The 20,095-nt window shown below is 40.6% G+C and carries 23 protein-coding genes and 5 tRNA genes; 15 read left to right on the top strand and 13 right to left on the bottom strand.

Annotation, left to right across the window (positions count from 1 at the left end; genetic code table 11):
• The first annotated feature begins 25 nt into the window (after positions 1 to 25).
• Positions 26 to 1,114 (top strand): cell division protein FtsZ, encoded by a 1,089-nt coding sequence (locus CXF93_RS14795; protein ID WP_101063240.1) that lies wholly within the window; start codon positions 26 to 28, stop codon positions 1,112 to 1,114.
• A gap of 133 nt (positions 1,115 to 1,247) precedes the next feature.
• On the opposite strand, the gene CXF93_RS14800 is transcribed toward CXF93_RS14795, so the two are convergent.
• From CXF93_RS14800 to CXF93_RS14830, 7 genes are all read right to left on the bottom strand, one after another.
• The gene (locus CXF93_RS14800; RefSeq protein ID WP_101063241.1) at positions 1,248 to 1,583 is read right to left on the bottom strand and encodes a hypothetical protein; all 336 of its coding nucleotides are present in this window, start codon (positions 1,581 to 1,583) and stop codon (positions 1,248 to 1,250) included.
• A gap of 141 nt (positions 1,584 to 1,724) precedes the next feature.
• A tRNA-Pro gene (locus CXF93_RS14805) sits at positions 1,725 to 1,801 on the bottom strand.
• A 4-nt stretch (positions 1,802 to 1,805) separates the two neighbouring features.
• Positions 1,806 to 1,890: transfer RNA gene (locus CXF93_RS14810), tRNA-Leu, on the bottom strand.
• 71 nt (positions 1,891 to 1,961) lie between these two features.
• Positions 1,962 to 2,037, bottom strand: a tRNA-His gene (locus CXF93_RS14815).
• A 63-nt stretch (positions 2,038 to 2,100) separates the two neighbouring features.
• Positions 2,101 to 2,177: transfer RNA gene (locus tag CXF93_RS14820), tRNA-Arg, on the bottom strand.
• Position 2,178: 1 nt separating this feature from the next.
• Positions 2,179 to 2,255, bottom strand: a tRNA-Pro gene (locus CXF93_RS14825).
• Between the two features lie 192 nt (positions 2,256 to 2,447).
• Positions 2,448 to 2,987, bottom strand: a complete 540-nt coding sequence (locus tag CXF93_RS14830; protein ID WP_101063242.1) for a hypothetical protein — start codon at positions 2,985 to 2,987, stop codon at positions 2,448 to 2,450.
• 184 nt (positions 2,988 to 3,171) lie between these two features.
• Here CXF93_RS14830 and CXF93_RS14835 point away from each other — a divergent pair, with 184 nt between their 5' ends.
• The 11 genes from CXF93_RS14835 to CXF93_RS14885 all read left to right on the top strand — a co-directional run bounded on the left by CXF93_RS14835 (position 3,172) and on the right by CXF93_RS14885 (position 11,714).
• Positions 3,172 to 3,780: an LON peptidase substrate-binding domain-containing protein gene (locus CXF93_RS14835; RefSeq protein ID WP_101063243.1), complete on the top strand. Its 609-nt coding sequence runs from the start codon at positions 3,172 to 3,174 to the stop codon at positions 3,778 to 3,780.
• Between the two features lie 181 nt (positions 3,781 to 3,961).
• Complete coding sequence (locus CXF93_RS14840) at positions 3,962 to 4,528, top strand: sigma-70 family RNA polymerase sigma factor (protein ID WP_101063379.1); 567 nt, start codon at positions 3,962 to 3,964, stop codon at positions 4,526 to 4,528.
• Positions 4,525 to 5,202: a ChrR family anti-sigma-E factor gene (locus tag CXF93_RS14845; RefSeq protein WP_101063244.1), complete on the top strand. Its 678-nt coding sequence runs from the start codon at positions 4,525 to 4,527 to the stop codon at positions 5,200 to 5,202. The genes CXF93_RS14840 and CXF93_RS14845 overlap by 4 nt, the downstream gene beginning before the upstream one ends.
• 220 nt (positions 5,203 to 5,422) lie before the next feature.
• A complete protein-coding gene (locus CXF93_RS14850) occupies positions 5,423 to 5,887 on the top strand; it encodes a nuclear transport factor 2 family protein (RefSeq protein ID WP_101063245.1) in 465 nt (154 codons plus the stop codon).
• A gap of 56 nt (positions 5,888 to 5,943) precedes the next feature.
• Entirely contained in the window at positions 5,944 to 6,663 is a 720-nt protein-coding gene (locus CXF93_RS14855) for an SDR family NAD(P)-dependent oxidoreductase (protein WP_101063246.1), read from the top strand.
• 49 nt (positions 6,664 to 6,712) lie between these two features.
• Entirely contained in the window at positions 6,713 to 7,981 is a 1,269-nt protein-coding gene (locus CXF93_RS14860) for an NAD(P)/FAD-dependent oxidoreductase (protein ID WP_101063247.1), read from the top strand.
• Complete coding sequence (locus tag CXF93_RS14865; RefSeq protein ID WP_101063248.1) at positions 7,978 to 8,724, top strand: DUF1365 domain-containing protein; 747 nt, start codon at positions 7,978 to 7,980, stop codon at positions 8,722 to 8,724. The genes CXF93_RS14860 and CXF93_RS14865 overlap by 4 nt, the downstream gene beginning before the upstream one ends.
• A 2-nt stretch (positions 8,725 to 8,726) precedes the next feature.
• Positions 8,727 to 10,025 carry a cyclopropane-fatty-acyl-phospholipid synthase family protein gene (locus tag CXF93_RS14870; RefSeq protein WP_101063249.1) on the top strand — a complete coding sequence of 433 codons (1,299 nt, stop codon included), beginning with the start codon at positions 8,727 to 8,729 and terminating at the stop codon, positions 10,023 to 10,025.
• A gap of 87 nt (positions 10,026 to 10,112) precedes the next feature.
• Positions 10,113 to 10,631 carry a DUF2878 domain-containing protein gene (locus CXF93_RS14875; protein WP_101063250.1) on the top strand — a complete coding sequence of 173 codons (519 nt, stop codon included), beginning with the start codon at positions 10,113 to 10,115 and terminating at the stop codon, positions 10,629 to 10,631.
• Positions 10,624 to 11,157 (top strand): chalcone isomerase family protein, encoded by a 534-nt coding sequence (locus CXF93_RS14880; RefSeq protein WP_101063251.1) that lies wholly within the window; start codon positions 10,624 to 10,626, stop codon positions 11,155 to 11,157. Before CXF93_RS14875 ends, CXF93_RS14880 begins: the two co-directional genes overlap by 8 nt.
• Positions 11,157 to 11,714, top strand: a complete 558-nt coding sequence (locus tag CXF93_RS14885; protein WP_101063252.1) for a DUF3833 domain-containing protein — start codon at positions 11,157 to 11,159, stop codon at positions 11,712 to 11,714. Before CXF93_RS14880 ends, CXF93_RS14885 begins: the two co-directional genes overlap by 1 nt.
• 136 nt (positions 11,715 to 11,850) lie before the next feature.
• On the opposite strand, the gene CXF93_RS14890 is transcribed toward CXF93_RS14885, so the two are convergent.
• Entirely contained in the window at positions 11,851 to 12,447 is a 597-nt protein-coding gene (locus tag CXF93_RS14890) for an NUDIX domain-containing protein (protein ID WP_101063253.1), read from the bottom strand.
• Between the two features lie 156 nt (positions 12,448 to 12,603).
• Between CXF93_RS14890 and folD the strand changes: the two genes are divergently transcribed.
• Complete coding sequence (gene folD, locus CXF93_RS14895; RefSeq protein ID WP_101063254.1) at positions 12,604 to 13,461, top strand: bifunctional methylenetetrahydrofolate dehydrogenase/methenyltetrahydrofolate cyclohydrolase FolD; 858 nt, start codon at positions 12,604 to 12,606, stop codon at positions 13,459 to 13,461.
• Between the two features lie 216 nt (positions 13,462 to 13,677).
• Here the strand turns inward: folD and CXF93_RS14900 are convergent, their stop codons facing one another.
• A complete protein-coding gene (locus tag CXF93_RS14900) occupies positions 13,678 to 14,151 on the bottom strand; it encodes an FKBP-type peptidyl-prolyl cis-trans isomerase (protein ID WP_101063255.1) in 474 nt (157 codons plus the stop codon).
• 80 nt (positions 14,152 to 14,231) lie between these two features.
• A complete protein-coding gene (cysS, locus tag CXF93_RS14905; protein ID WP_101063256.1) occupies positions 14,232 to 15,623 on the bottom strand; it encodes a cysteine--tRNA ligase in 1,392 nt (463 codons plus the stop codon).
• 246 nt (positions 15,624 to 15,869) lie between these two features.
• Here cysS and CXF93_RS14910 point away from each other — a divergent pair, with 246 nt between their 5' ends.
• A complete protein-coding gene (locus CXF93_RS14910) occupies positions 15,870 to 16,367 on the top strand; it encodes a peptidylprolyl isomerase (protein WP_101063257.1) in 498 nt (165 codons plus the stop codon).
• A gap of 80 nt (positions 16,368 to 16,447) precedes the next feature.
• Entirely contained in the window at positions 16,448 to 17,188 is a 741-nt protein-coding gene (locus tag CXF93_RS14915; RefSeq protein WP_101063258.1) for a UDP-2,3-diacylglucosamine diphosphatase, read from the top strand.
• A gap of 106 nt (positions 17,189 to 17,294) precedes the next feature.
• Here CXF93_RS14915 and purF read toward each other — a convergent pair whose 3' ends face one another.
• From purF to CXF93_RS14930, 3 genes are all read right to left on the bottom strand, one after another.
• Positions 17,295 to 18,809, bottom strand: coding sequence for an amidophosphoribosyltransferase (purF, locus tag CXF93_RS14920; protein ID WP_101063259.1), 1,515 nt, complete (start codon positions 18,807 to 18,809; stop codon positions 17,295 to 17,297).
• A 58-nt stretch (positions 18,810 to 18,867) separates the two neighbouring features.
• Positions 18,868 to 19,377, bottom strand: a complete 510-nt coding sequence (locus CXF93_RS14925; RefSeq protein ID WP_101063260.1) for a CvpA family protein — start codon at positions 19,375 to 19,377, stop codon at positions 18,868 to 18,870.
• 104 nt (positions 19,378 to 19,481) lie between these two features.
• Positions 19,482 to 20,093: an SPOR domain-containing protein gene (locus tag CXF93_RS14930; RefSeq protein ID WP_101063261.1), complete on the bottom strand. Its 612-nt coding sequence runs from the start codon at positions 20,091 to 20,093 to the stop codon at positions 19,482 to 19,484.
• Between the last annotated feature and the right edge of the window lie 2 nt (positions 20,094 to 20,095).

A 20,095-nucleotide genomic window follows, 5' to 3' on the forward strand; every position in this document is an offset into this window, starting at 1 on the left:
GCCATAACAAAGGATCGTTCACTTTATGTTTTTACCTGAATCTAACAATGCAAAAATGACAGTTCTTCTCGCGGGTGTAGGTGGCTGTGGATGCAATACCTCTAGCTTACTTGGCGCAGAAATTCAGTCTGACGATTTAACCATTATTAACATTAATACCGATGCCGCGGCACTAGATCACTGCAGTTCTGGTGACAATATCCTTATAGGTAAAAATCTGACTAATGGCTTTGGTGCAGGCTCTGCACCTGAAGTTGGGCTTGCCGCCGCAGAAGAGAATGAAAAACAGTTACGAGAATTATTAATTGGTAACGACATTTTGATCTTAACGACAGGCCTAGGCGGTGGAACTGGCACAGGTGCGACACCACACATCGCCAAGATCGCTCGAGATCTAGCAATACCTTGTATTGTGGTTGCGACGCTTCCTTTCCAATCAGAAGGTAAAATGCGGATGAACTACGCGACACAAGGGTTGGAACTACTGCGGGAACGCGCCCATGCGCTTATTACATTACCCAATGATAACCTTGTTGAAGTACTGGGCGAAACGGTGGGTATTTTTGATGCGTTTAAGTTCTCCAATACTGCGCTTAAAAATACCATCAGCTCTTTAATTGATATGCTCACCACGACTGGTTTCATCAATGTTGATTTAAATGATTTTGGCAAGATCATGAATCAAAAAGGCGATGCTATTTTAGGTATTGGTCACAGTGATAACCCTGAGGGTATTGAAGACGCCGTTGAACAAGCACTTAAAAATCCGTTATATAAAAATATTGATATAAGCAAAGCGCAAGGTGCCATTATTCAAGTAAATTGTAAGGAAGAGATCACCTTAGCTGAATACAACAAGATCACAGGCCTAGTAAATAACATGTTAGATGAGCACGCATTGATGATTTGCGGTATTTCGAAAAAACAACACCTCGATTGTTATGTCGAAGTACTTGTTATTGGTACAGGTCTAACAGTCTCAGAAAGTACTCCGGCAACGCAGATAACGTCTGACGATATAGCCAGAACATCAGACAATGTGAAAGAAATTAAACCGCAAATAAAACATGAATACCTCAATATCCCTGCGTTTATTCGTAATAAAGGCGCGTAATAAATACCTTTTTTATAACGCCTAAAACCAAAAAAGCCTGCTATCTAAGCAGGCTTTCATCATTATTCTTTATCACACCATTAACTCAAACATGACGCCACATTCAAGTTAAAACAGTCTATGTTGTAACAGACTAAAGTGCGGCAGCTTCTACTTCAGCTACAAGCGCGTTTAATTGCGCGATAGTATCATTCAGTTCAGCGCGGAAATCATCAGCAACCGTTGTAGCAGGTAATGTTAGGTAGATTTCTAACTGTACTACTAATAATTTTAATAACGCTGAGTAAGTCGCTGTGTTTTGCTCTTCTTCTAACGCTAATAATGCAATGTTAATCGCAAAATGTTGTGTTTCTGGTTGGTCTTTTTTCGCTAAGTGTTTATTTACTTTTAACTCAGCGTAATCAACAAATTGTAATTTAACGTCGATGTCGTTGTTTAGCTTTTCTAAAAATTGTGTATTGTCAGTCATAATACTTTAATCCTTGATAAGTAGGCGTTATTTGAACTGCTGACTCAAACCAATAAGCAGCAACTTTTAAAAACAGTATAACGAAAAAAGCCTGCTCAATGAGCAGGCTTTTTCGAATTCCAATTGCTTGGAATAAATAAGTGGTCGGTGATAGAGGATTCGAACCTCTGACCCCCTGGTCCCAAACCAGGTGCGCTACCAAGCTGCGCTAATCACCGAACATGGTGCGGAAGGAGAGACTTGAACTCTCACACCCTAAGATACTAGAACCTAAATCTAGCGCGTCTACCAATTCCGCCACTCCCGCACTAACTTACAACTTATCAGCAGGTAATACTGACAAGGGTCGATAACATCACCGTAGTGAGCTATCAAATATGGGGCGACTGAAGGGGATTGAACCCTCGACAACCGGAATCACAATCCGGGGCTCTACCAACTGAGCTACAACCGCCACAAACTTTTACATCAACCCGTTTTGGTAAACGAATCGATTTCTACTTTTACATAGATAATATGGTGACCCCTATAGGATTCGAACCTATGGCCTACGGCTTAGAAGGCCGTTGCTCTATCCAACTGAGCTAAGGAGTCGTGGTCGGTGATAGAGGATTCGAACCTCTGACCCCCTGGTCCCAAACCAGGTGCGCTACCAAGCTGCGCTAATCACCGAACTGTTGAAGACAACGTCTGTCAACGAGGGTGGATATTACAGAGTTGAACTGAACTCGTCAAACCTTTTTAATGCCGCCATTCAATCTGCTCATTAGTTATACGACAAATGTAATAAACACCGCAATATGTAGAATTTAACTGCAAAATAATGATTGTTCGCTGTTTTCATTCACTTATTGAGCGATTTAATCAATTTAGTTCTAGTTTATCCAACGCGGTTCCTAGCTTGTTCAAGGCGTCCACCGAAAAACCGCGATCATAGAAATAAACAATCTCACTATTAGCATCAAGCAAGATAACACGCGCGTTATTCGGATTTTCATTACCTGTGTATTGCTGCATTTTTTCACCATCGTTATATAAAGTGATCACCCCACCCCATAATTCTTTGGGTATTCCACGTCGCATGCCGTTATTAATCATAGAACTAAACATTTTTGGAAACATACCTTGAATAGCAGGTAGTTCATAAACATCAACAAGCGCATTACTCATGTCTAAGCCAATTAACCAGCGGTCGATATCAAACTGGGTATCTTGCTTATAACCCACCAGCAATAACGTCGGTTTATTAGCAAATAAACCGGGCATAGACACATCTTGCTGTTCTAATGTCTGACCAGAAAAAGTGGGCAATGTTTGTCCCACTAACGATTGGTTGCTATAACTCGACGAGCAGCCAGCCAGTAATACTGTTAATACGATAAAGATCCACTTTAATTTATCCATGTTTACCTGCTTATAGTTCGAGTTAGAAATTAAGTTTAAGTCATTGTATATTTCATATATACGCACTATTTATAACTTCGATCACTTTATTAACGTATTATTTAAATTTACCCCCATCCTAAAATGATCGATTACTGCTATTGCCTCGTATTAGTTAATGTAAGATTAACTCGAGGATACATTTATGATGTTAGCAATCTTTCCCTTACCTATCGTATTACTGCCCGGCGGTATAACACGCTTAAATATATTTGAACCTAGATACATGCGCCTAGTCACAGAGTCTTATCGAGACGGTGGGTTTGCTTTGTTACCTTATAAACAATCAACATCTGATACAGCCTTAGCCACAGCCCAGCATAGTATTGCTTCTTGGGTCGAGATTGTTGATTTTAGTACATCTGCAGAGGGCTTGCTCAGCATAGATATTAAGGCCAAGCGATTAATTGAAATCACCTCGGTCGAATCTGCCGCCGATGGTCTGCTAAGAGCAGACTATCAAGAGCTTCAGCATTGGCCAGACAAAAACGAATTGACTAAAACGGAACAAAATAATAAAGAAAATAAAAAGTTAATGTCTGTATTAAATGCAATTTTTGAAGAACATCAAAGCTTAGCGGCGCTTTACCCCCACGCTAATGGGCAGGATTTACGCTGGGTATGCGCGCGCTTTATCGAACTATTACCCTTAGACATGAAACATAAAATTAATTTTATGGCGCCAGAAAGTTTTGATCAATGCTTAGCCTTCTTGCATACTACAATTAATGGACATAATAATGCGCCTGCCTGATTTATCGAAATAAAGTGTTGTCGAAAATAAAATGTTTTCGAAAATAGAGTGATCGATGTTATTCATCACAACGTATTACTCTTTAACACAGCATGGCTACATTATATGAAGGATCCAGATGATAAATCCTATCAGTATAAGTAATTCACCTAGCGTCAATTACGTAATTAAAAAGTCAATAATGGAAAATGACAATACACAGCAACTAAGTACCTGCTTAGTTAAAATCGGTAGTGAACGAGATAAAGTAGCCTTTGCAACTTTGTTCAAATGGTTTGCGCCAAAAATAATCCGTTTTGGTATAAAAACATTAAATACCGAAGCCCATGCCAAAGAATTGTTGCAAGAAACAATGACCAAAGTATGGAAAAAAGCCCACACCTACGACGATACTAAAGGTAAAGCCAGTACTTGGGTCTATACCGTTATGCGGAATGTGTCTTTTGATATGCTCAGAAAGATCCAATCTAACAAAGAGGATACCCTCAGTGATGATATCTGGCCGATGCTCGAAAGCGATGAAAATAGCAGTGAAGATGCTTACCCAGATCACCTGATGAGCCGCACCATGTCTGTGCATGTGAATCAGTTACCCGAAAATCAACAGCAGATAATTAAAGGTGTGTACTTCAACGAACTGTCTCAAGAACAACTGGCTAAGCAACTTGATATCCCCGTCGGTACCGTTAAATCAAGATTACGCTTAGCGCTCGCCAAATTAAAACAGTATATCGGAGAAGATTCATGATTAAATATCACCCTAGCCATGAGTTACTCGACACCTTCGTTACGGGTCAACTACCAGCCTCGTTCAGTGCTGCTATCGCGATACATACTGAGCTATGCGATATTTGTCGCAACAAGGTGGCGCAGTTAGAGTCTACCCATGCAAATAATACCTTCACCTCTGTTGCCGATGAAGATCATTATTTAACAGCGGACATGTTATTTAATGACTGGGAAATGGACAGTTTGATCAGTGCTATAACTGACGACACTGAGAGCATTCATGCGACAGCAACAACGCCGCAATCGGTAAGCTTTAATGACACTGCATATCAGCTACCTCGTGCATTGCAACATATCGTCTTAGGTAAACAACTTCACGTAGGCAAGTTGACGCGATCTCGATTAGACCTTAATGAAGGCGCGATACATGTAAGTTTACTGCATATTCAAGCTGGCGGCTGTATCCCCAATCATACGCATAAAGGCAGCGAATTAACCTTGTTGCTTGAAGGCAGTTTTGAAGACGAAATGGGCACATACAATAAAGGCGACTTTATTCTGCTTAATAGTGACCATACTCACAGCCCTATTACCAAACATGGCTGCCTCTGCTATACCGTAGTTGATAGTCCGCTGACATTCACTGAAGGCATGGCGAAAATTCTCAATCCACTGGGTAACTTTATTTATTAAGACTGAGTGACAGTTTATCGATAATCAATTGATAAACTGTCACTAATTAATATGCAGCTTGTCATTTTCTTCACTAAAATAGTATTTGTCACTCAAACTGGTTTTTGATTAAACCTGCTTTCTCATTAAAATAGTTATTGATGTGATCCCTTCTCTACTTCCAACCGTATTAAAGACATAACACTTATTAACATAGCTTAATCATTAGATGGAATTGACAATGATAAATACCACGCTAAGTAATACCAAGTTGGAACAAGATCAGGGACTGTGGCTCAGAAATTTTGCTGATACCTATACGAGCTTAAATAAAACCAATTTACACACACTTGAAAACATTTATCACAGTGATATTCAATTTCAAGATCCCTTGCATAAAGTAGCAGGCATTGCCCAACTAATCAGCTATTTTGAAAACCTCTACACCAACTTAGCCAGCTGTACATTCGATATTACCTACCAAATCCTTAGTGATAAAGAAGCCGCTATTTACTGGGATATGACCTACACCCACCCTAAATTAAATGCCGGTAAAGCAATCACAGTATCTGGCCATTCACACCTTAAAGCGCTTGACGGTAAAGTCATCTACCATCGCGATTATCTCGATGTCGGCGCTATGTTATATGAACATGTGCCAGTACTGGGTCACATGGTGCGTTATGTAAAAAATAATATTGGATGAGAATGTATTTCATAACAGATATTGAATAAAGGATATTGAATTAGGAGTATTAAATAATGAAATCGATATTAATTACAGGGGCGTCATCTGGTATTGGCGAAGCGTTAGCGACTCATTATGCCGACAAGGGTTATCAGGTTTTTGCTGGCGGTCGTAATATACAACGCCTCAATAAACTCAGCGCGGGTTATGACAATATTACCCCCTTAGTTTGCGATGTGACATCTAAACAAAGTATCAGAGAGGCAAGTTTAAGCTTACCGCCATTAGATGTACTGATCCTCAATGCAGGGGACTGTGAATATATTGATGATGCCAAGGATTTTGATGGTGATTTGTTTGCCCGTATCATCACCACCAATTTGATTTCCGTCGGCTACTGCCTGCAAGCATGGTTAAAGTTAATCAAGTCAGGTGGCAAGCTAGCATTAACCAGTTCTAGTGCTGCTTTTTTGCCCCTACCCCGCGCCGAAGCTTATGGTGCCTCAAAAGCCGGTCTTAGCTATCTAGCAAAAACATTAAGCATCGATTTAAAAGCGCATAACATCCATGTATCAGTTATTCACCCAGGGTTTGTTGATACGCCATTAACGCAAAAAAACACCTTTGTTATGCCACAAATTGTCACTGCAGAACGCGCCGCGAGTTATATCGCATCAGGACTTGATAACAATAAGATGGAAATTAACTTTCCACGTTATTTTATTTGGATCATGAAAATCATACGTTTATTGCCTTTCTCATTGTGGCAAAAAATCGCCCTGAGAATGTCCTAACCAACATTTACAGATACATCTACAAATAGCACTACAAGGAAGTCTTACGATGAAAAAAAATATTGCGATTATTGGTACTGGCATCTCTGGACTCACCAGTGCTTATTTATTAAATCAGCAGCATAATATCACTGTGTTTGAAAAAGATGATTACATCGGCGGCCATACCGCAACCAAAGACATTCATTATGATGGCCAAGATTATGCCATTGATACCGGTTTTATCGTCTGTAATAACAAAACCTACCCGTATTTTTTAAAGCTACTCGAGCAACTCAATGTGCCACTGCAAGATACCGAGATGAGCTTTAGTGTATTCAATAAGAATAATAATTTGGAATACAACGGCTGTGATTTAAATGGCTTATTCTCACAACGTCGGAATATTTTCAATTGGAAATTTTGGCGGTTAATCACAGAAATTTTGAATTTTAATAAACGTTGTAAAGCCCACTATCATGCCGATGATATTAATGACCAACACACGCTAGGCGCATTCTTAACTGATAACGGTTTTTCCGATTACTTTTGTCAGAATTATATTTTGCCGATGGGCGCTGCTATTTGGTCCACCAGCTTAAACGAAATGAAAGACTTCCAGCTTAAATTCTTTGTACGTTTTTTCTTTAATCATGGTTTGCTCAATATCCAAGACCGACCACAATGGTATGTGATACCCGGTGGTTCACGAGAATATATCAGCCCTTTAATTGAGTCATTTAAAGACAAGATCCAGCTAAACATCAATATTACCCGTGTCACCCGAACCTCTACTCATGTCAGCATACAATTCGCTGATGGCTGTGAACAACTATTTGATGAAGTGGTGTTTGCCTGTCACTCCGATCAAGCGTTAGCCTTGCTCGGCGATCCATCATCGCAAGAAACCGCTATTTTAGGCGCTATTCCTTATAGCCGAAATGAAGTAGTACTGCACACAGATATTAATATTCTGCCTAGAAACACCCGTTCATGGGCAAGCTGGAATTACTTACTCAGTGAAGATAAACAAGCACAATTAACCAAGCCATCTTGTGTTACTTACAACATGAATATACTGCAGGGCATTGAATCAAAACATACCTTCTGTGTGACATTGAATCAAACCGAACAAATAGAACCACAAAAGATCATTCAGAAATTTGTCTATCACCACCCCGTATTTAATCACCTCAGCTTAGCCGCGCAACAACGTCGAGTAGAAATCTGTGGTCAAAATCGCACCCACTTCACTGGCGCTTACTGGCACCATGGTTTCCATGAAGACGGCGTCAACAGTGCCGTTATCGTGGCCCAACGTTTTGGTATTAGCTTATGACAGACATAACCCATCACAGTGGCCTTTACCAAGGCTCAGTCACACATCGTCGGTTTAGCCCAAGGAAAAACAGCTTTACCTATCAGATCGCCATGCTCGGCCTAGATCTGGACGAGCTAGAGGATGTCATTGACCAGCATTGGTTATTGGGTAAGAACTGGTTTAACCCAATCCGCTTTTTTGAAAAAGATTACCTAAAAAATGATCCTGGTACGCTGCGCCAACGTATTAACAATAAAGTAGCGAAACTCGGGGGCGATTGGGATGGTTCAAGAGTGTTGATGTTAGCGCAATGTCGCTGTTTGGGGATCTACTTTAGCCCGATTAATTTGTACTACTGTTTTGAGCAATCAGGTGACTGCAAATACATGTTAGCAGAAGTCAGTAACACCCCTTGGAATCAACGCCACTACTATCTAGTTGATATGCAGTCTAGCGCGCTAACGCCAAAGGAATTTCATGTATCACCGTTTATGACATTGGACATGCAGTACCGCTGGCGATTAACCACACCTGGACAGAAAGTGAAGGTCAACATCGACAACATTGATTTAAACGATAATAAGCTGTTTGCTGTATCAATGCGCTTAGACAAAACTAAAATAACCACAATTGAACTCGGTAAGAGCTGGATAACGTTACCTTTTAGTGTCATCAAAGTGCTGTGCCTTATTTACTGGCAAGCACTTAAATTAGTGGCCAAGCGTATCCCCTTTATCTCTTATCAAAAGCACGGAGATTAATAATGACAACATCTAATACATTAGGCTTAAAACCAGCATCGAGCACTGAACGTGCGAATGTGAAAACAAAATTAAGTTGGTTTAATAATAAATGCCGCTCATTAGTCTTATCGACATTAAATAAGATGGAAGATGCCTGCTTACAAATTGAAGAGCATGGCGACATCATTGAGCTAGGTAACCCTAATGCTAACCTTAAGGCGACGATGATTGTTCACGATCCCTCGTTATACATTGATTTTATTCGTGGTGGTAGTGTTGGTGCATCGGAGGGTTATCTCACCGAAAAATGGTCAAGTCCTGATTTAACTGCGGTGATACGCGTTTGTGCGCGCAGTCAAAATGCCCTCGATGATATTGAAAATAACGGTAGTTTAGTTAATAAGCTCAAAGATAAATTTTTACATTATCAAAATACCAATACCCAAGCGGGTTCAAAGAAAAATATTGTCGCCCATTATGATCTTGGTAATGATTTATACACGCGTTTCTTAGACCCTGAAATGATGTATTCATGTGCGATATATTCACCGCAGCACAGCACTTTAGAACAAGCGCAGATACTGAAATTAAAAACCATTTGCGACAAACTTAATTTAAAACCGTCAGACACGCTGATTGAAATCGGCACAGGTTGGGGCGCGTTAGCCATATATGCCGCCAGTAATTATGGCTGTAAAGTCACCTCGACGACAATATCTGAAGAGCAATATAGCTACGCACAAGCACGGGTAAAATCACTGCAACTCGACGATCGAATTACCCTGCTAAAACAAGATTATCGATTGCTGGAAGGCACATACGATAAATTAGTTTCTATCGAAATGATTGAAGCCGTTGGCCATGCATTTATGCCCAGCTTTTTTGAGAAATGTAATAGCTTACTCAAACCCAATGGCAAGATGCTCATTCAAGCGATCACCATTGCCGACCAACGCTACGATAGCTACCGACAGAACATTGATTTTATCCAAAAATATATCTTCCCGGGTGGCTGCCTGCCCTCTGTATCTGTGATGAGTCAACATATTGCCAAATCGACCGATATGATGATCGATAATATTGAAGATATAGGTTTACATTACGCGCGAACTTTAAATGATTGGCGTATTAAATTTGATGACAATTGGAGCGAAATACAATCCTTTGGTTACGATGATGCATTTAAACGTCTGTGGCATTACTACTTTGGCTATTGCGAAGGTGCATTTATTGAACGGGTGATTAGTACCCATCATATCGTCGCCAGAAAGCCACTCAATAAGGAATATGATGATGAAGTTATACTTGACTACTTATGAGCTAAATACGGGGCTAAATAACGCGGTCAGTATTAAGCAAAGCGTTGTTGTCTCGATTGCTAGTGACAAATACAGGGTCTGCTAAAAATGTCCATGATTCATCGTTACTTCAACATTATCAATTTTGCTATCTATCAAGCAGCATTGCTACTGGCGCTATTTTACCAGCATAGCGCCGTGAACTTTATGTTAATGCTGCTGGTATTACACTTTGTGCTTAGCCCTAGTCGACAACAAGACATGCAATTTATGTTATTAGCATTGATTGGGGCAACTGTAGACCAAGTATTAGTCGCCATGAATGTACTCGATGTAGATGGCGGCATTATTCCATTTTACCTGCTATTGCTATGGTGTGCCTTAGCTCTAACCTTTAATCATAGTCTGCGCTGGATAACAACACTAAGACCTTTGTATATCATGCTGACGGGGGCAATAGCGGGTCCACTCAGCTATTACTCAGCATTGAAAACCGGGGCATTAGATACGCCAATAACGACAGTCGGTTACGTGGCCATTTATGCACTTGTATGGCTGCTGCTATTGCCGTTATTAAGCCATTTAGCTCAAATCATTACGTATGACCATAGGATCAGCCATGAGTAAAATAACTCAGATAATTTGCCTGTTGGCACTGTTATTATTACAGCTATTTATGCCATTGCGTGTAGCTGCAATGCCGTTACTCAATGACATGTACAAACATGGTGAAGGCGAGATGAGTTTTCTGTTTTGGACGCTGTATAAAGCAGAACTATATTCGAGCCAACCAGATTTTGATATTAAGCGCTATCCACAAGCGTTAAAAATAACTTACTTACGCGATATATCACAACAAGACTTGATTGAAGCGACTCAAAAACAGTGGCAAGAACTGGGATTAAACTTACCCGATGAAGACCAATGGCTTAAGGATTTAGGCACCATATGGCCGGACGTTAACGAAGGTGATGTCATCACCCTGATTGTTGATGAACAGCAAGTGAGTCATTTTTATTTATCCAACAACAATGACGTCACGACATTGGGTCGCTTCGATAACCAAGTCTTCGGCTCATCGTTTTTAGCCATTTGGTTATCAAAAAACACATCACGACCTGAATTACGCACGCAGCTAATAGGATATGAATAATGACATTATTAAACCATATGCGCGGTAAAATAAAGCCGATAACAACAGCATTATTTGCGCTGTTGTTTATTGTCTCCTGCAGCTCTCCGACACTAGAGGATTATCAACAAACCACCCCGGTGTTCGCGTTCGACTCCTTCTTTGATGGCGAACTTATTGCCTATGGCATTGTATTTGATCGCGACGGTAAAATGACACGCCGTTTTCATGTTGATCTAACCGCGAAATGGCAAGGTAACCAGGGCACAATTAAAGAATGGTTTACCTTTGATGATGGAGAGAAATCAACACGCATTTGGAGCATAACCAAACAGTCAGCTAATTTATATGAAGGCACAGCCAGCGATGTAATCGGCATTGCCCAAGGCAGGACCCAAGGTGCGGCATTACATTGGCAGTATGATTTAGTGATAAATGTCGACGGGTCTGACTATGAAGTTGGGCTTGATGACTGGATGTATTTATTAGATGAGAAACGTTTATTCAACAAAACCGATATTATCAAGTTTGGCATTAAGGTCGGTGAGATCAACCTCGTCATCGAAAAGCAAAACTAGTGTTCCTCAGAATACAAAGAAGCCATGCTATTGGTTAGCATGGCTTCTTTACTCATATCGCTACTATTTATAACGGCCATTACTACAATAACGACTGCAATAATTACTACAATAGCGATAATAACTGCGGTAATAATTAGGCAGTTAGATGATCAACCACAGTTTCAGACCATGATTCTAAGTTTAGCTTAGCCAATTCATCTGCAGTCAGGAAACCCGCTAAGTTCAATGCATCTTCTTTACTAGTAATAACTAAGTCTGCATGTACTTCAGCAACCAGTACAATACCAAGATGTACTTCATCTACAGGTGTTACATCTTTAGAAAGATAACCAATTGTCGTCATCCCCAAAAAGTCAGCTTCTGTTAAGCCTAACTCTTCGTGCAATTCACGATACATACCGGCACGTAATGTATCCGTTAATTGGAACACACCTTTCGCATCATAAACAGCGTCAACGGCATCAACATGCCCGCCAATACCGATACTGAATAAGTTATGTAAACGTGATTCGCCGCCTGCTTTAGAGCGTTCATAGGCTAAATATTTATCACCTTGCTTTACCACTACATAAGGAATAAGTTGGCGAAATTTAGGATTCGTTTCTAACAGCGCACGCTGCATAATAACAACATCTTTACTTTCGATATTAACAGTCGCGCTGTCAATTAAACGGGTTGAGGGTGCTGCTACGTCTGCAAAAACGGAAATAATATGCTCTTGGTGTTTCACTGTTATATACCTAAATAATTCAAAGCATCTTTATAACTAAATATGCCCTATTTGTCACCCTTATTAGATGATTAATTATCCATATCATTTACTGACAAACAAGTATATTAGTGCGAAAATAGCGCAACTTTCTAACCAAGAGATTAATAAAACTCAATGACTGCTCAAATCATTAATGGAAAAAATATTTCTCAGCAAGTTCGTCAGAAAGTTGCTGAAGAAGTGGCTACGCGTACTGCACAAGGATTACGCGCTCCGGGTCTTGCTGTGATTTTAGTGGGTGCCGATCCGGCATCACAAGTATATGTTGGGAGTAAACGTCGTGCCTGTGAAGAAGTAGGCTTCGTTTCTAAATCTTATGATCTTGAAAAAGATAGCTCACAAGAAGCTTTATTAGCATTGATTGATGAGCTAAACGCAGATAGCACAATTGACGGTATATTAGTGCAACTGCCTTTACCTGCGCATATTGATACAACAGTGGTGTTGGAACATATTCGCCCAGACAAAGATGTTGATGGTTTCCATCCGTATAACGTCGGTCGTTTATCACAACGTATTCCTGCATTACGTCCTTGCACACCAAAAGGTATTATTACGCTACTTGAATCAACAGGTGTTGACCTACATGGTCTTGACGCTGTTGTTGTTGGCGCATCTAATATTGTTGGTCGTCCAATGACGCTGGAATTATTACTTGCAGGTTGTACCACCACGACATGTCACCGCTTCACCCTGAACCTAGAAGAGCATGTACGTCGTGCTGACTTAGTTGTGGTTGCTGTTGGCCGCCCTAACTTTATTCCAGGTGAATGGATCAAGAAAGGCGCGATGGTAGTCGATGTGGGCATTAACCGTTTAGAAAATGGCAAACTTGTTGGTGATGTTGGCTTTGAAGTAGCAAAAGAAAACGCTTCTTTCATTACCCCTGTACCAGGTGGTGTTGGTCCAATGACAGTTGCAAGCTTGATTGAAAATACCCTAATCTCTTGCCGTGATTACCATTCAAAGTAATTACTAAGCAGTAATATAGAGAATAGTAGATAATCAATAATAGAAAAAGCCGCATAACCTTTAGGTCATGCGGCTTTTTTGTGAGCTAAATTCAAGCCACAATACTGCATAGAGTATTCGTTGAAGTAAGTCTGCTGTTGCTCAGCCTCAAGCCCCCAGGGATGGGTTTACGGCGTGCAGAGCGTCTTCAACCAATACGCCTATCGAACTATCATTTTATTTAAAGCTAATCAGCTCTACTTCAAAAATCAGTGTTGAACCGGCTTGGATACTACCCGCGCCACGGTTGCCATACGCTAAACGACTTGGAATAAAGAAACGACGCTTCTCACCCACGACCATTAACTGTACACCTTCAGTCCAACCCGGGATCACTTGGTTTAAACCAAACGTAATTGGCTCGCCGCGTTGTACAGAACTATCAAACACAGTGCCATCTAATAACGTACCGTGATAATGTACCGTTACTTTAGAACGACCCGTTGGGTGCTCGGTACCAGTACCTTCTGTTAATACCATTGATTGCAAGCCAGAAGCCGTTGCTTCAACGCCTTCTTTTTCTAAATTCGCCGCTAAAAACAATTTACCCGCTTCAATGTTTTCCGCCGCTTGTTTCTTGTTACCACCCATACGTTGCATCACAAAGAAAATCAACGCACAACCAATGATAACCGAAATAACTTTAAACATGTTTAATCCCTTATATAATAAAAATGCCAATTACTGCTTAGATTTAAACAACAGAGCATGGCATTAAAAATCGTAATTTTTTATTTTCGACGCCAAGTAGTACCGTTAGCACCATCTTCTAAGACGATACCCAATGCATTCAACTTGTCACGCGCGTCATCCGCCATACCCCAATCTTTGCTTGCACGTGCATCATTACGCTGTTTAATTAACGCTTCAATTTCTGCCACTTCATCATCTTCACCAGCATCACCTTGCAAGAAAGCTTCAGGGTTTTGTGACAGCAGACCAAGTACATCACCAAAACGAATTAATTGTGCAGCTAGCTCGCCCGCACGTTGCGCATCAGTTTCTTTAATACGGTTTATTTCTTTAGCAAGCTCAAATAACACAGGAAATGCTTCAGGTGTATTGAAGTCATCATCCATTGCCGCTTTGAATGTTTCAACATAAGCTTCACAGCCCGGTATAACACCATCAACGTCAGCCACAGTTACATCGCGTAATGCGGTATACAAACGTTCTAAACTTGAACGCGCTTGCTTTAAATTGTCTTCAGAGTAGTTTAACTGGCTACGATAATGACCCGATAATAAGAAATAGCGTACAGACTCACCATCGTATTCTTCTAATACATCGCGAATAGTGAAAAAATTATTCAGTGATTTCGACATTTTCACTTTATCGATTTGCACCATACCTGAATGCATCCAAGTATTTACGTACTCACCGTTGTGCGCGCAGCATGATTGTGCGACTTCATTTTCATGATGTGGGAACATTAAATCAGAACCACCACCGTGAATGTCAAATACGTCACCCAATAGTTTATTATTCATTGCTGAACATTCAATGTGCCAACCAGGACGGCCTTCACCCCAAGGAGAAACCCAGCTTGGTTCACCCGGTTTCGCCATTTTCCATAATGCGAAATCCATTGGATTACGCTTATCAACTTCAACTTCAACACGCGCGCCAGCTTGCAGCATATCTAAGTCTTGACCACTTAGTTTGCCGTAGTCTGCAAATGTCTTCACTTCAAACAGCACATCGCCACTGTCAGCGACATAGGCATGGCCTTTAGCGACTAGCTTTTCGATAATCTCAATAATATCAGGCATATGGCCTGTTACCGTAGGTTCGACATCTGGACGGAGCATATGCAGCGCATCAAAATCTTCGTGCATTGCTTGCGTAAAACGCATCGTTAACTGGTCGCAAGTTTCACCGTTTTCGTTAGCGCGTTTAATAATCTTGTCATCAACGTCGGTAATATTACGAATAAACTTCACCGTATAACCGCGATGGCGAAGGTAACGCACCACAGTATCAAACGCCACAAAAGTACGACCGTGACCAATGTGACAGTAATCGTAGATAGTCACACCACATACGTACATACCGATTTCACCTTCGGTGATAGGTTTAAATTGTTCTTTTTGGCGAGTCAGTGTGTTGTAAATCTTCAGCATCGAATAGTGATCCTTGCGCAAACAGTAAAATGCAATTAATTGACTGATTTTACCATTCGCACTAATGATTACTAGCTTTGCAGTAGCATAAAACCGCTAAATTTAGCTCAACCACTAAAAAAGTGTATAAATCAGCCAAATGGCAGGATAAATTGAACCGCAGAGCTTGCTTGTGAAGGTTAAGGCTTTTCGATCGCAGGGCTTTAGGATAGAATTTAGCAGTTAATTAACCAAAGGATCATTAAAATGATAACTCTACATACAGATTTCGGTGATATCAAAATCGCACTTAACTTTGAAGCTGCACCAAAAACAGCTGCTAACTTCCTAGAATACGCAAAAAGCGGCTTCTACGAAGGTACTATCTTTCACCGTGTAATCGATGGTTTCATGGTTCAAGGCGGCGGCATGCTTCCTGGTATGGAAGAGAAAGATTCAAATGCATGTATCGAAAATGAAGCAGACAACGGTCTGTCTAATAAGCTAGGTACATTAGCAATGGCACGTACTTCTGATCCGCATTCAGCAAGCTCGCAGTTCTTCATTAACGTAAAAGACAATAGCTTCCTAGACTTCTCAAGCAAAACGTCACAAGGTTGGGGTTATTGTGTATTTGCTGAAGTTGTTGAAGGCATGGACATTGTTGAAAAAATGAAAAAAGTTGCTACAGGCAACAAACGTGGCCACGGTGACGTACCACTAGAAGACATTATCATCACTAAAGTAACTGTAGAAGAAGCTTAATCGCTCACTCAGTCTCTTAAAATAAATACACTGCTTAGGTAGTGTATTTTTTTATTCTCGACAAGGATGAAAGCACCAATATGACTACTTTATTTATTTCAGATCTACACCTTGATGAACGCCGTCCGCAAATTACCGCATTATTTTTGCATTTCCTTGCTACAGAAGCACGCCAAGCAGACGCACTCTATATTTTAGGCGATCTATTTGAATTTTGGTCCGGTGATGATATTAGCAACCCACTTAACGATAGCGTTCAAGATGGACTTAAAGCCTTAACCGAAAGCGGCGTTAAGTGCTTCTTAGTAAAAGGTAACCGTGACTTCTTGGTGAGCAAACGTTTTGCCAAACGCACAAACATTACCATTCTCGGCGATTACACCGCGATAGAACTCGATGGTCAAAAAGTCCTACTTGCCCATGGTGATACTTTCTGTACCCTTGATGAAAAATACCAAGCGTTTCGAACTGCGGTTAATATCCCTTGGCGCCAGACACTATTTACCTGCTTACCTATCTTTGTGCGCGAAGCCATCGCCGATAAAATACGTGGCAAAAGTAAAGCAGGCAATCAACAAAAAAGCATGACAATCATGGACGTAACTGAGTCTGAAGTGATTGATAAAATGCAAGAATACCAGTGTGATATTTTAATTCATGGCCATACCCACAAACCTAATATTCATGATGTGTCTTTATCGAGTGATAAAATAGGCAAGCGTATTGTGTTAGGTGATTGGTTTGAACAAGGTAGTGTACTTGTTTGGAACGAGGGTCAATATGATCTGCAACAGCGGGCATTTTTAAAAGACCTTGAATAAATTACACTTTTTATAAATTACAGCTGTAAAAAAGGAGCATTACGCTCCTTTTACGATCTATTTATGCTTAAAGTAATAAACTAAATTATACCATTCACAGTAAAGCTTACTCGCCTTCGTTATGAATTTCTAAATTAGCAATTTCTTCTTTTTCTTTGACTGTTTTAGCACCATCGCTACGAACATCGTTAAGACGCTGTAAATAATCCGCATCAATATCACCTGTCACGTATTCTCCGCTAAACACAGAAGCTTCGAATCGCTTAATTTCAGGATTACATTTTGACACAGCAGCGATTAAATCATCGAGGTCTTGGAAAATAAGTGCATCAGCACCGATCATCGTGGCAATCTCCTCGACATCTCGACCATGTGCAATGAGCTCGTCAGTGCTTGGCATATCAATACCGTAAACGTTCGGATAGCGCACTTCTGGCGCAGCTGAAGCTAAATAAACATTCTTAGCACCCGCTTCACGAGCCATTTCAATAATCTGCTCTGATGTAGTACCACGGACAATTGAATCATCAACTAACAGTACGTTCTTACCGACAAATTCCGATGAAATTGCGTTTAATTTACGGCGTACAGACTTACGACGTAACGTTTGTCCAGGCATGATAAACGTACGGCCAATATAACGGTTTTTAACAAAACCTTGGCGGTATGGTAAATCCAGTACTTTGGCAATTTCTAACGCACTATCGCATGATGTTTCAGGAATAGGGATCACAACATCAATTTGAACATCTGCCCACTCGCGCTTAATTTTATGCCCGAGTTTCTCGCCCATAGCAAGGCGTGATTCGTAAACCGATACTTTGTCTATTGTAGAGTCTGGACGTGCAAAATAAACGAACTCAAAGATACATGGGCTGTGTTGTGCATTCTCAGCACAATGCGCGCTAAATAGCTCGCCTTCGTCAGTAATATAAACCGCTTCACCTGGTTCAACATCACGTAAAAACTTAAAACCAACTGCATCAAGTGCAACAGATTCAGAAGCAACCATATACTCTTGATGGCCATTCTCTGTGCGCATACCTAATACTAACGGACGAATACCGTTAGGATCGCGGAACGCAACAAGACCATGATTGATAATCAAAGCTACGACAGCATAAGCACCACGTGCTTGCTTGTGTACCGCTTTAACTGCAGTGAAAATATCCTCTGCAGTTAAATGTAAACTAGGGCATTTATCTAATTCATGCGCCATAACATTAAGTAATACTTCTGAATCAGACGTGGTATTAATGTGACGACGGGCTTTATGAAATTGATCTTCTTTTAATTGCGCGGCGTTGGTTAGATTTCCGTTATGAGCAAGGGAAATACCGAACGGAGAGTTAACATAGAAAGGTTGAGCCTCAGCGGCGCTCGAGCTTCCTGCTGTCGGGTATCGAACATGACCGATACCAATATTACCTTTCAAACGTTGCATATGTTTAGCTTCGAATACATCGCTCACTAAACCATTTGCTTTACGCTGCCTAAAGTTTCCATCACTTAAGGTTACAATCCCTGCAGCATCCTGTCCACGATGCTGTAATACTGTTAATGCGTCATAGATAGACTGATTAACAGGGGTTGTAGAAACAATGCCAACAATTCCACACATAACCTAAATCCTCGTTTACTGTGCTTTCGATAAAATGCTATTTATAACGTTTCGCTTGTCATAAACCCTGCATATTGTCCCATGCAGAAGCTTGATGTTCAAAAAACCATTTAATGAGTGGTTTCAACTCTGTTATTAGTGGCGAGCCCTGCCACCAAACCGTTTCCGGGAAGCTGGTAAATAACTGTAAAAATAACAGTAACACACACACCACTAATACTCCTCGGGCAATGCCAAAACATACACCGAGCAATCTATCCGTACCTGACAAGCCGGTTTTATCCACTAGCTGACCAAGTATGTAATTTAGCAAAGCCCCTAAAATAAGGGTCGAAATAAATAATAGCGCTATCGCAACGCCATTTTTAACTAACTGTTCACTGAATGCGGCACTAAACGCATCAAAATTTTCTAAGTAAGCAGCAATATCTTGATAATAAAAACGAGATATAAAGAAAGCACAGAACCAAGTGCAAAGAGAGAACGCTTCCTTGACAAAACCACGTACTAAACTTATTACTGAAGATAAACCAACTATCCCCATAATCAGGTAATCAATCCACGCCATGTTTTGTTCTTCTCATTTTGAAATTCGCGCCATTGTAACAACTAAAATACCAGATTGATAATAGTTATAAACAAAAAAAACCGACATAAATGTCGGCTTTTTAATTACTTGTCTCGAGGGTCAAATTTTTCAATAACGCCTTTTAAACCAGTGATTTTTTGTAGTTTTGGCAATAAACGTTTTAGTTCATCTTTATCGGTATTGGGGCCAACATATAACCTGTTTAACTGCCCAGCTTGTTTATAGCGTGGTAGTCGATAAGCATCAAAACCAGACTTCCTGATCTTCTTGACCAGATCATCGACCGCTGCAGAATTTTTGAATGTGCCTAAGCGAACATTCCAACTATTTCCGACGGCTGGGATAACTTTTACCGTAGTAACAGGTTTAACTAATGGCACCAACTTCGGCGCTTTAGTGATAGGTTTGAGTGTTCCTTCCGTTTTATTAACCTGCTTTGCAGAGGTTAAGTTGACTGTTGGTGCAGGCTCAACCAGTAATTCAGTATCGACTAACTCTTTGTCGATAGAAGCATTGTCGAGTGAATCAAAGTTAACCGGATCAGCAAGTTCAACAAGCGCTGGGCGCAAAGGTATACTCGCGGTATTCTCACGATACGTTATCTTCTGACCATCAAGTAAGTCAGGTAAAAAGATAATGCCAATCGCCACTAAAATAATAGTGCCGACTAAGCGATGTTGAAATGTCGATGCCACGT

The organism is Moritella sp. Urea-trap-13 (assembly GCF_002836355.1).
In the GTDB taxonomy this organism is placed as follows: domain Bacteria; phylum Pseudomonadota; class Gammaproteobacteria; order Enterobacterales; family Moritellaceae; genus Moritella.

What these genes read in the sequence shown, in the direction of transcription:
- CXF93_RS14795 (WP_101063240.1), top strand. Translation starts at nt 26, where the DNA reads ATGTTTTTACCTGAATCTAACAATGCAAAAATGACAGTTCTTCTCGCG.
- CXF93_RS14800 (WP_101063241.1), bottom strand. Translation starts at nt 1,583, where the DNA reads ATGACTGACAATACACAATTTTTAGAAAAGCTAAACAACGACATCGAC.
- CXF93_RS14830 (WP_101063242.1), bottom strand. Translation starts at nt 2,987, where the DNA reads ATGGATAAATTAAAGTGGATCTTTATCGTATTAACAGTATTACTGGCT.
- CXF93_RS14835 (WP_101063243.1), top strand. Translation starts at nt 3,172, where the DNA reads ATGATGTTAGCAATCTTTCCCTTACCTATCGTATTACTGCCCGGCGGT.
- CXF93_RS14840 (WP_101063379.1), top strand. Translation starts at nt 3,962, where the DNA reads ATGGAAAATGACAATACACAGCAACTAAGTACCTGCTTAGTTAAAATC.
- CXF93_RS14845 (WP_101063244.1), top strand. Translation starts at nt 4,525, where the DNA reads ATGATTAAATATCACCCTAGCCATGAGTTACTCGACACCTTCGTTACG.
- CXF93_RS14850 (WP_101063245.1), top strand. Translation starts at nt 5,423, where the DNA reads ATGATAAATACCACGCTAAGTAATACCAAGTTGGAACAAGATCAGGGA.
- CXF93_RS14855 (WP_101063246.1), top strand. Translation starts at nt 5,944, where the DNA reads ATGAAATCGATATTAATTACAGGGGCGTCATCTGGTATTGGCGAAGCG.
- CXF93_RS14860 (WP_101063247.1), top strand. Translation starts at nt 6,713, where the DNA reads ATGAAAAAAAATATTGCGATTATTGGTACTGGCATCTCTGGACTCACC.
- CXF93_RS14865 (WP_101063248.1), top strand. Translation starts at nt 7,978, where the DNA reads ATGACAGACATAACCCATCACAGTGGCCTTTACCAAGGCTCAGTCACA.
- CXF93_RS14870 (WP_101063249.1), top strand. Translation starts at nt 8,727, where the DNA reads ATGACAACATCTAATACATTAGGCTTAAAACCAGCATCGAGCACTGAA.
- CXF93_RS14875 (WP_101063250.1), top strand. Translation starts at nt 10,113, where the DNA reads ATGTCCATGATTCATCGTTACTTCAACATTATCAATTTTGCTATCTAT.
- CXF93_RS14880 (WP_101063251.1), top strand. Translation starts at nt 10,624, where the DNA reads ATGAGTAAAATAACTCAGATAATTTGCCTGTTGGCACTGTTATTATTA.
- CXF93_RS14885 (WP_101063252.1), top strand. Translation starts at nt 11,157, where the DNA reads ATGACATTATTAAACCATATGCGCGGTAAAATAAAGCCGATAACAACA.
- folD (WP_101063254.1), top strand. Translation starts at nt 12,604, where the DNA reads ATGACTGCTCAAATCATTAATGGAAAAAATATTTCTCAGCAAGTTCGT.
- CXF93_RS14900 (WP_101063255.1), bottom strand. Translation starts at nt 14,151, where the DNA reads ATGTTTAAAGTTATTTCGGTTATCATTGGTTGTGCGTTGATTTTCTTT.
- cysS (WP_101063256.1), bottom strand. Translation starts at nt 15,623, where the DNA reads ATGCTGAAGATTTACAACACACTGACTCGCCAAAAAGAACAATTTAAA.
- CXF93_RS14910 (WP_101063257.1), top strand. Translation starts at nt 15,870, where the DNA reads ATGATAACTCTACATACAGATTTCGGTGATATCAAAATCGCACTTAAC.
- CXF93_RS14915 (WP_101063258.1), top strand. Translation starts at nt 16,448, where the DNA reads ATGACTACTTTATTTATTTCAGATCTACACCTTGATGAACGCCGTCCG.
- purF (WP_101063259.1), bottom strand. Translation starts at nt 18,809, where the DNA reads ATGTGTGGAATTGTTGGCATTGTTTCTACAACCCCTGTTAATCAGTCT.
- CXF93_RS14925 (WP_101063260.1), bottom strand. Translation starts at nt 19,377, where the DNA reads ATGGCGTGGATTGATTACCTGATTATGGGGATAGTTGGTTTATCTTCA.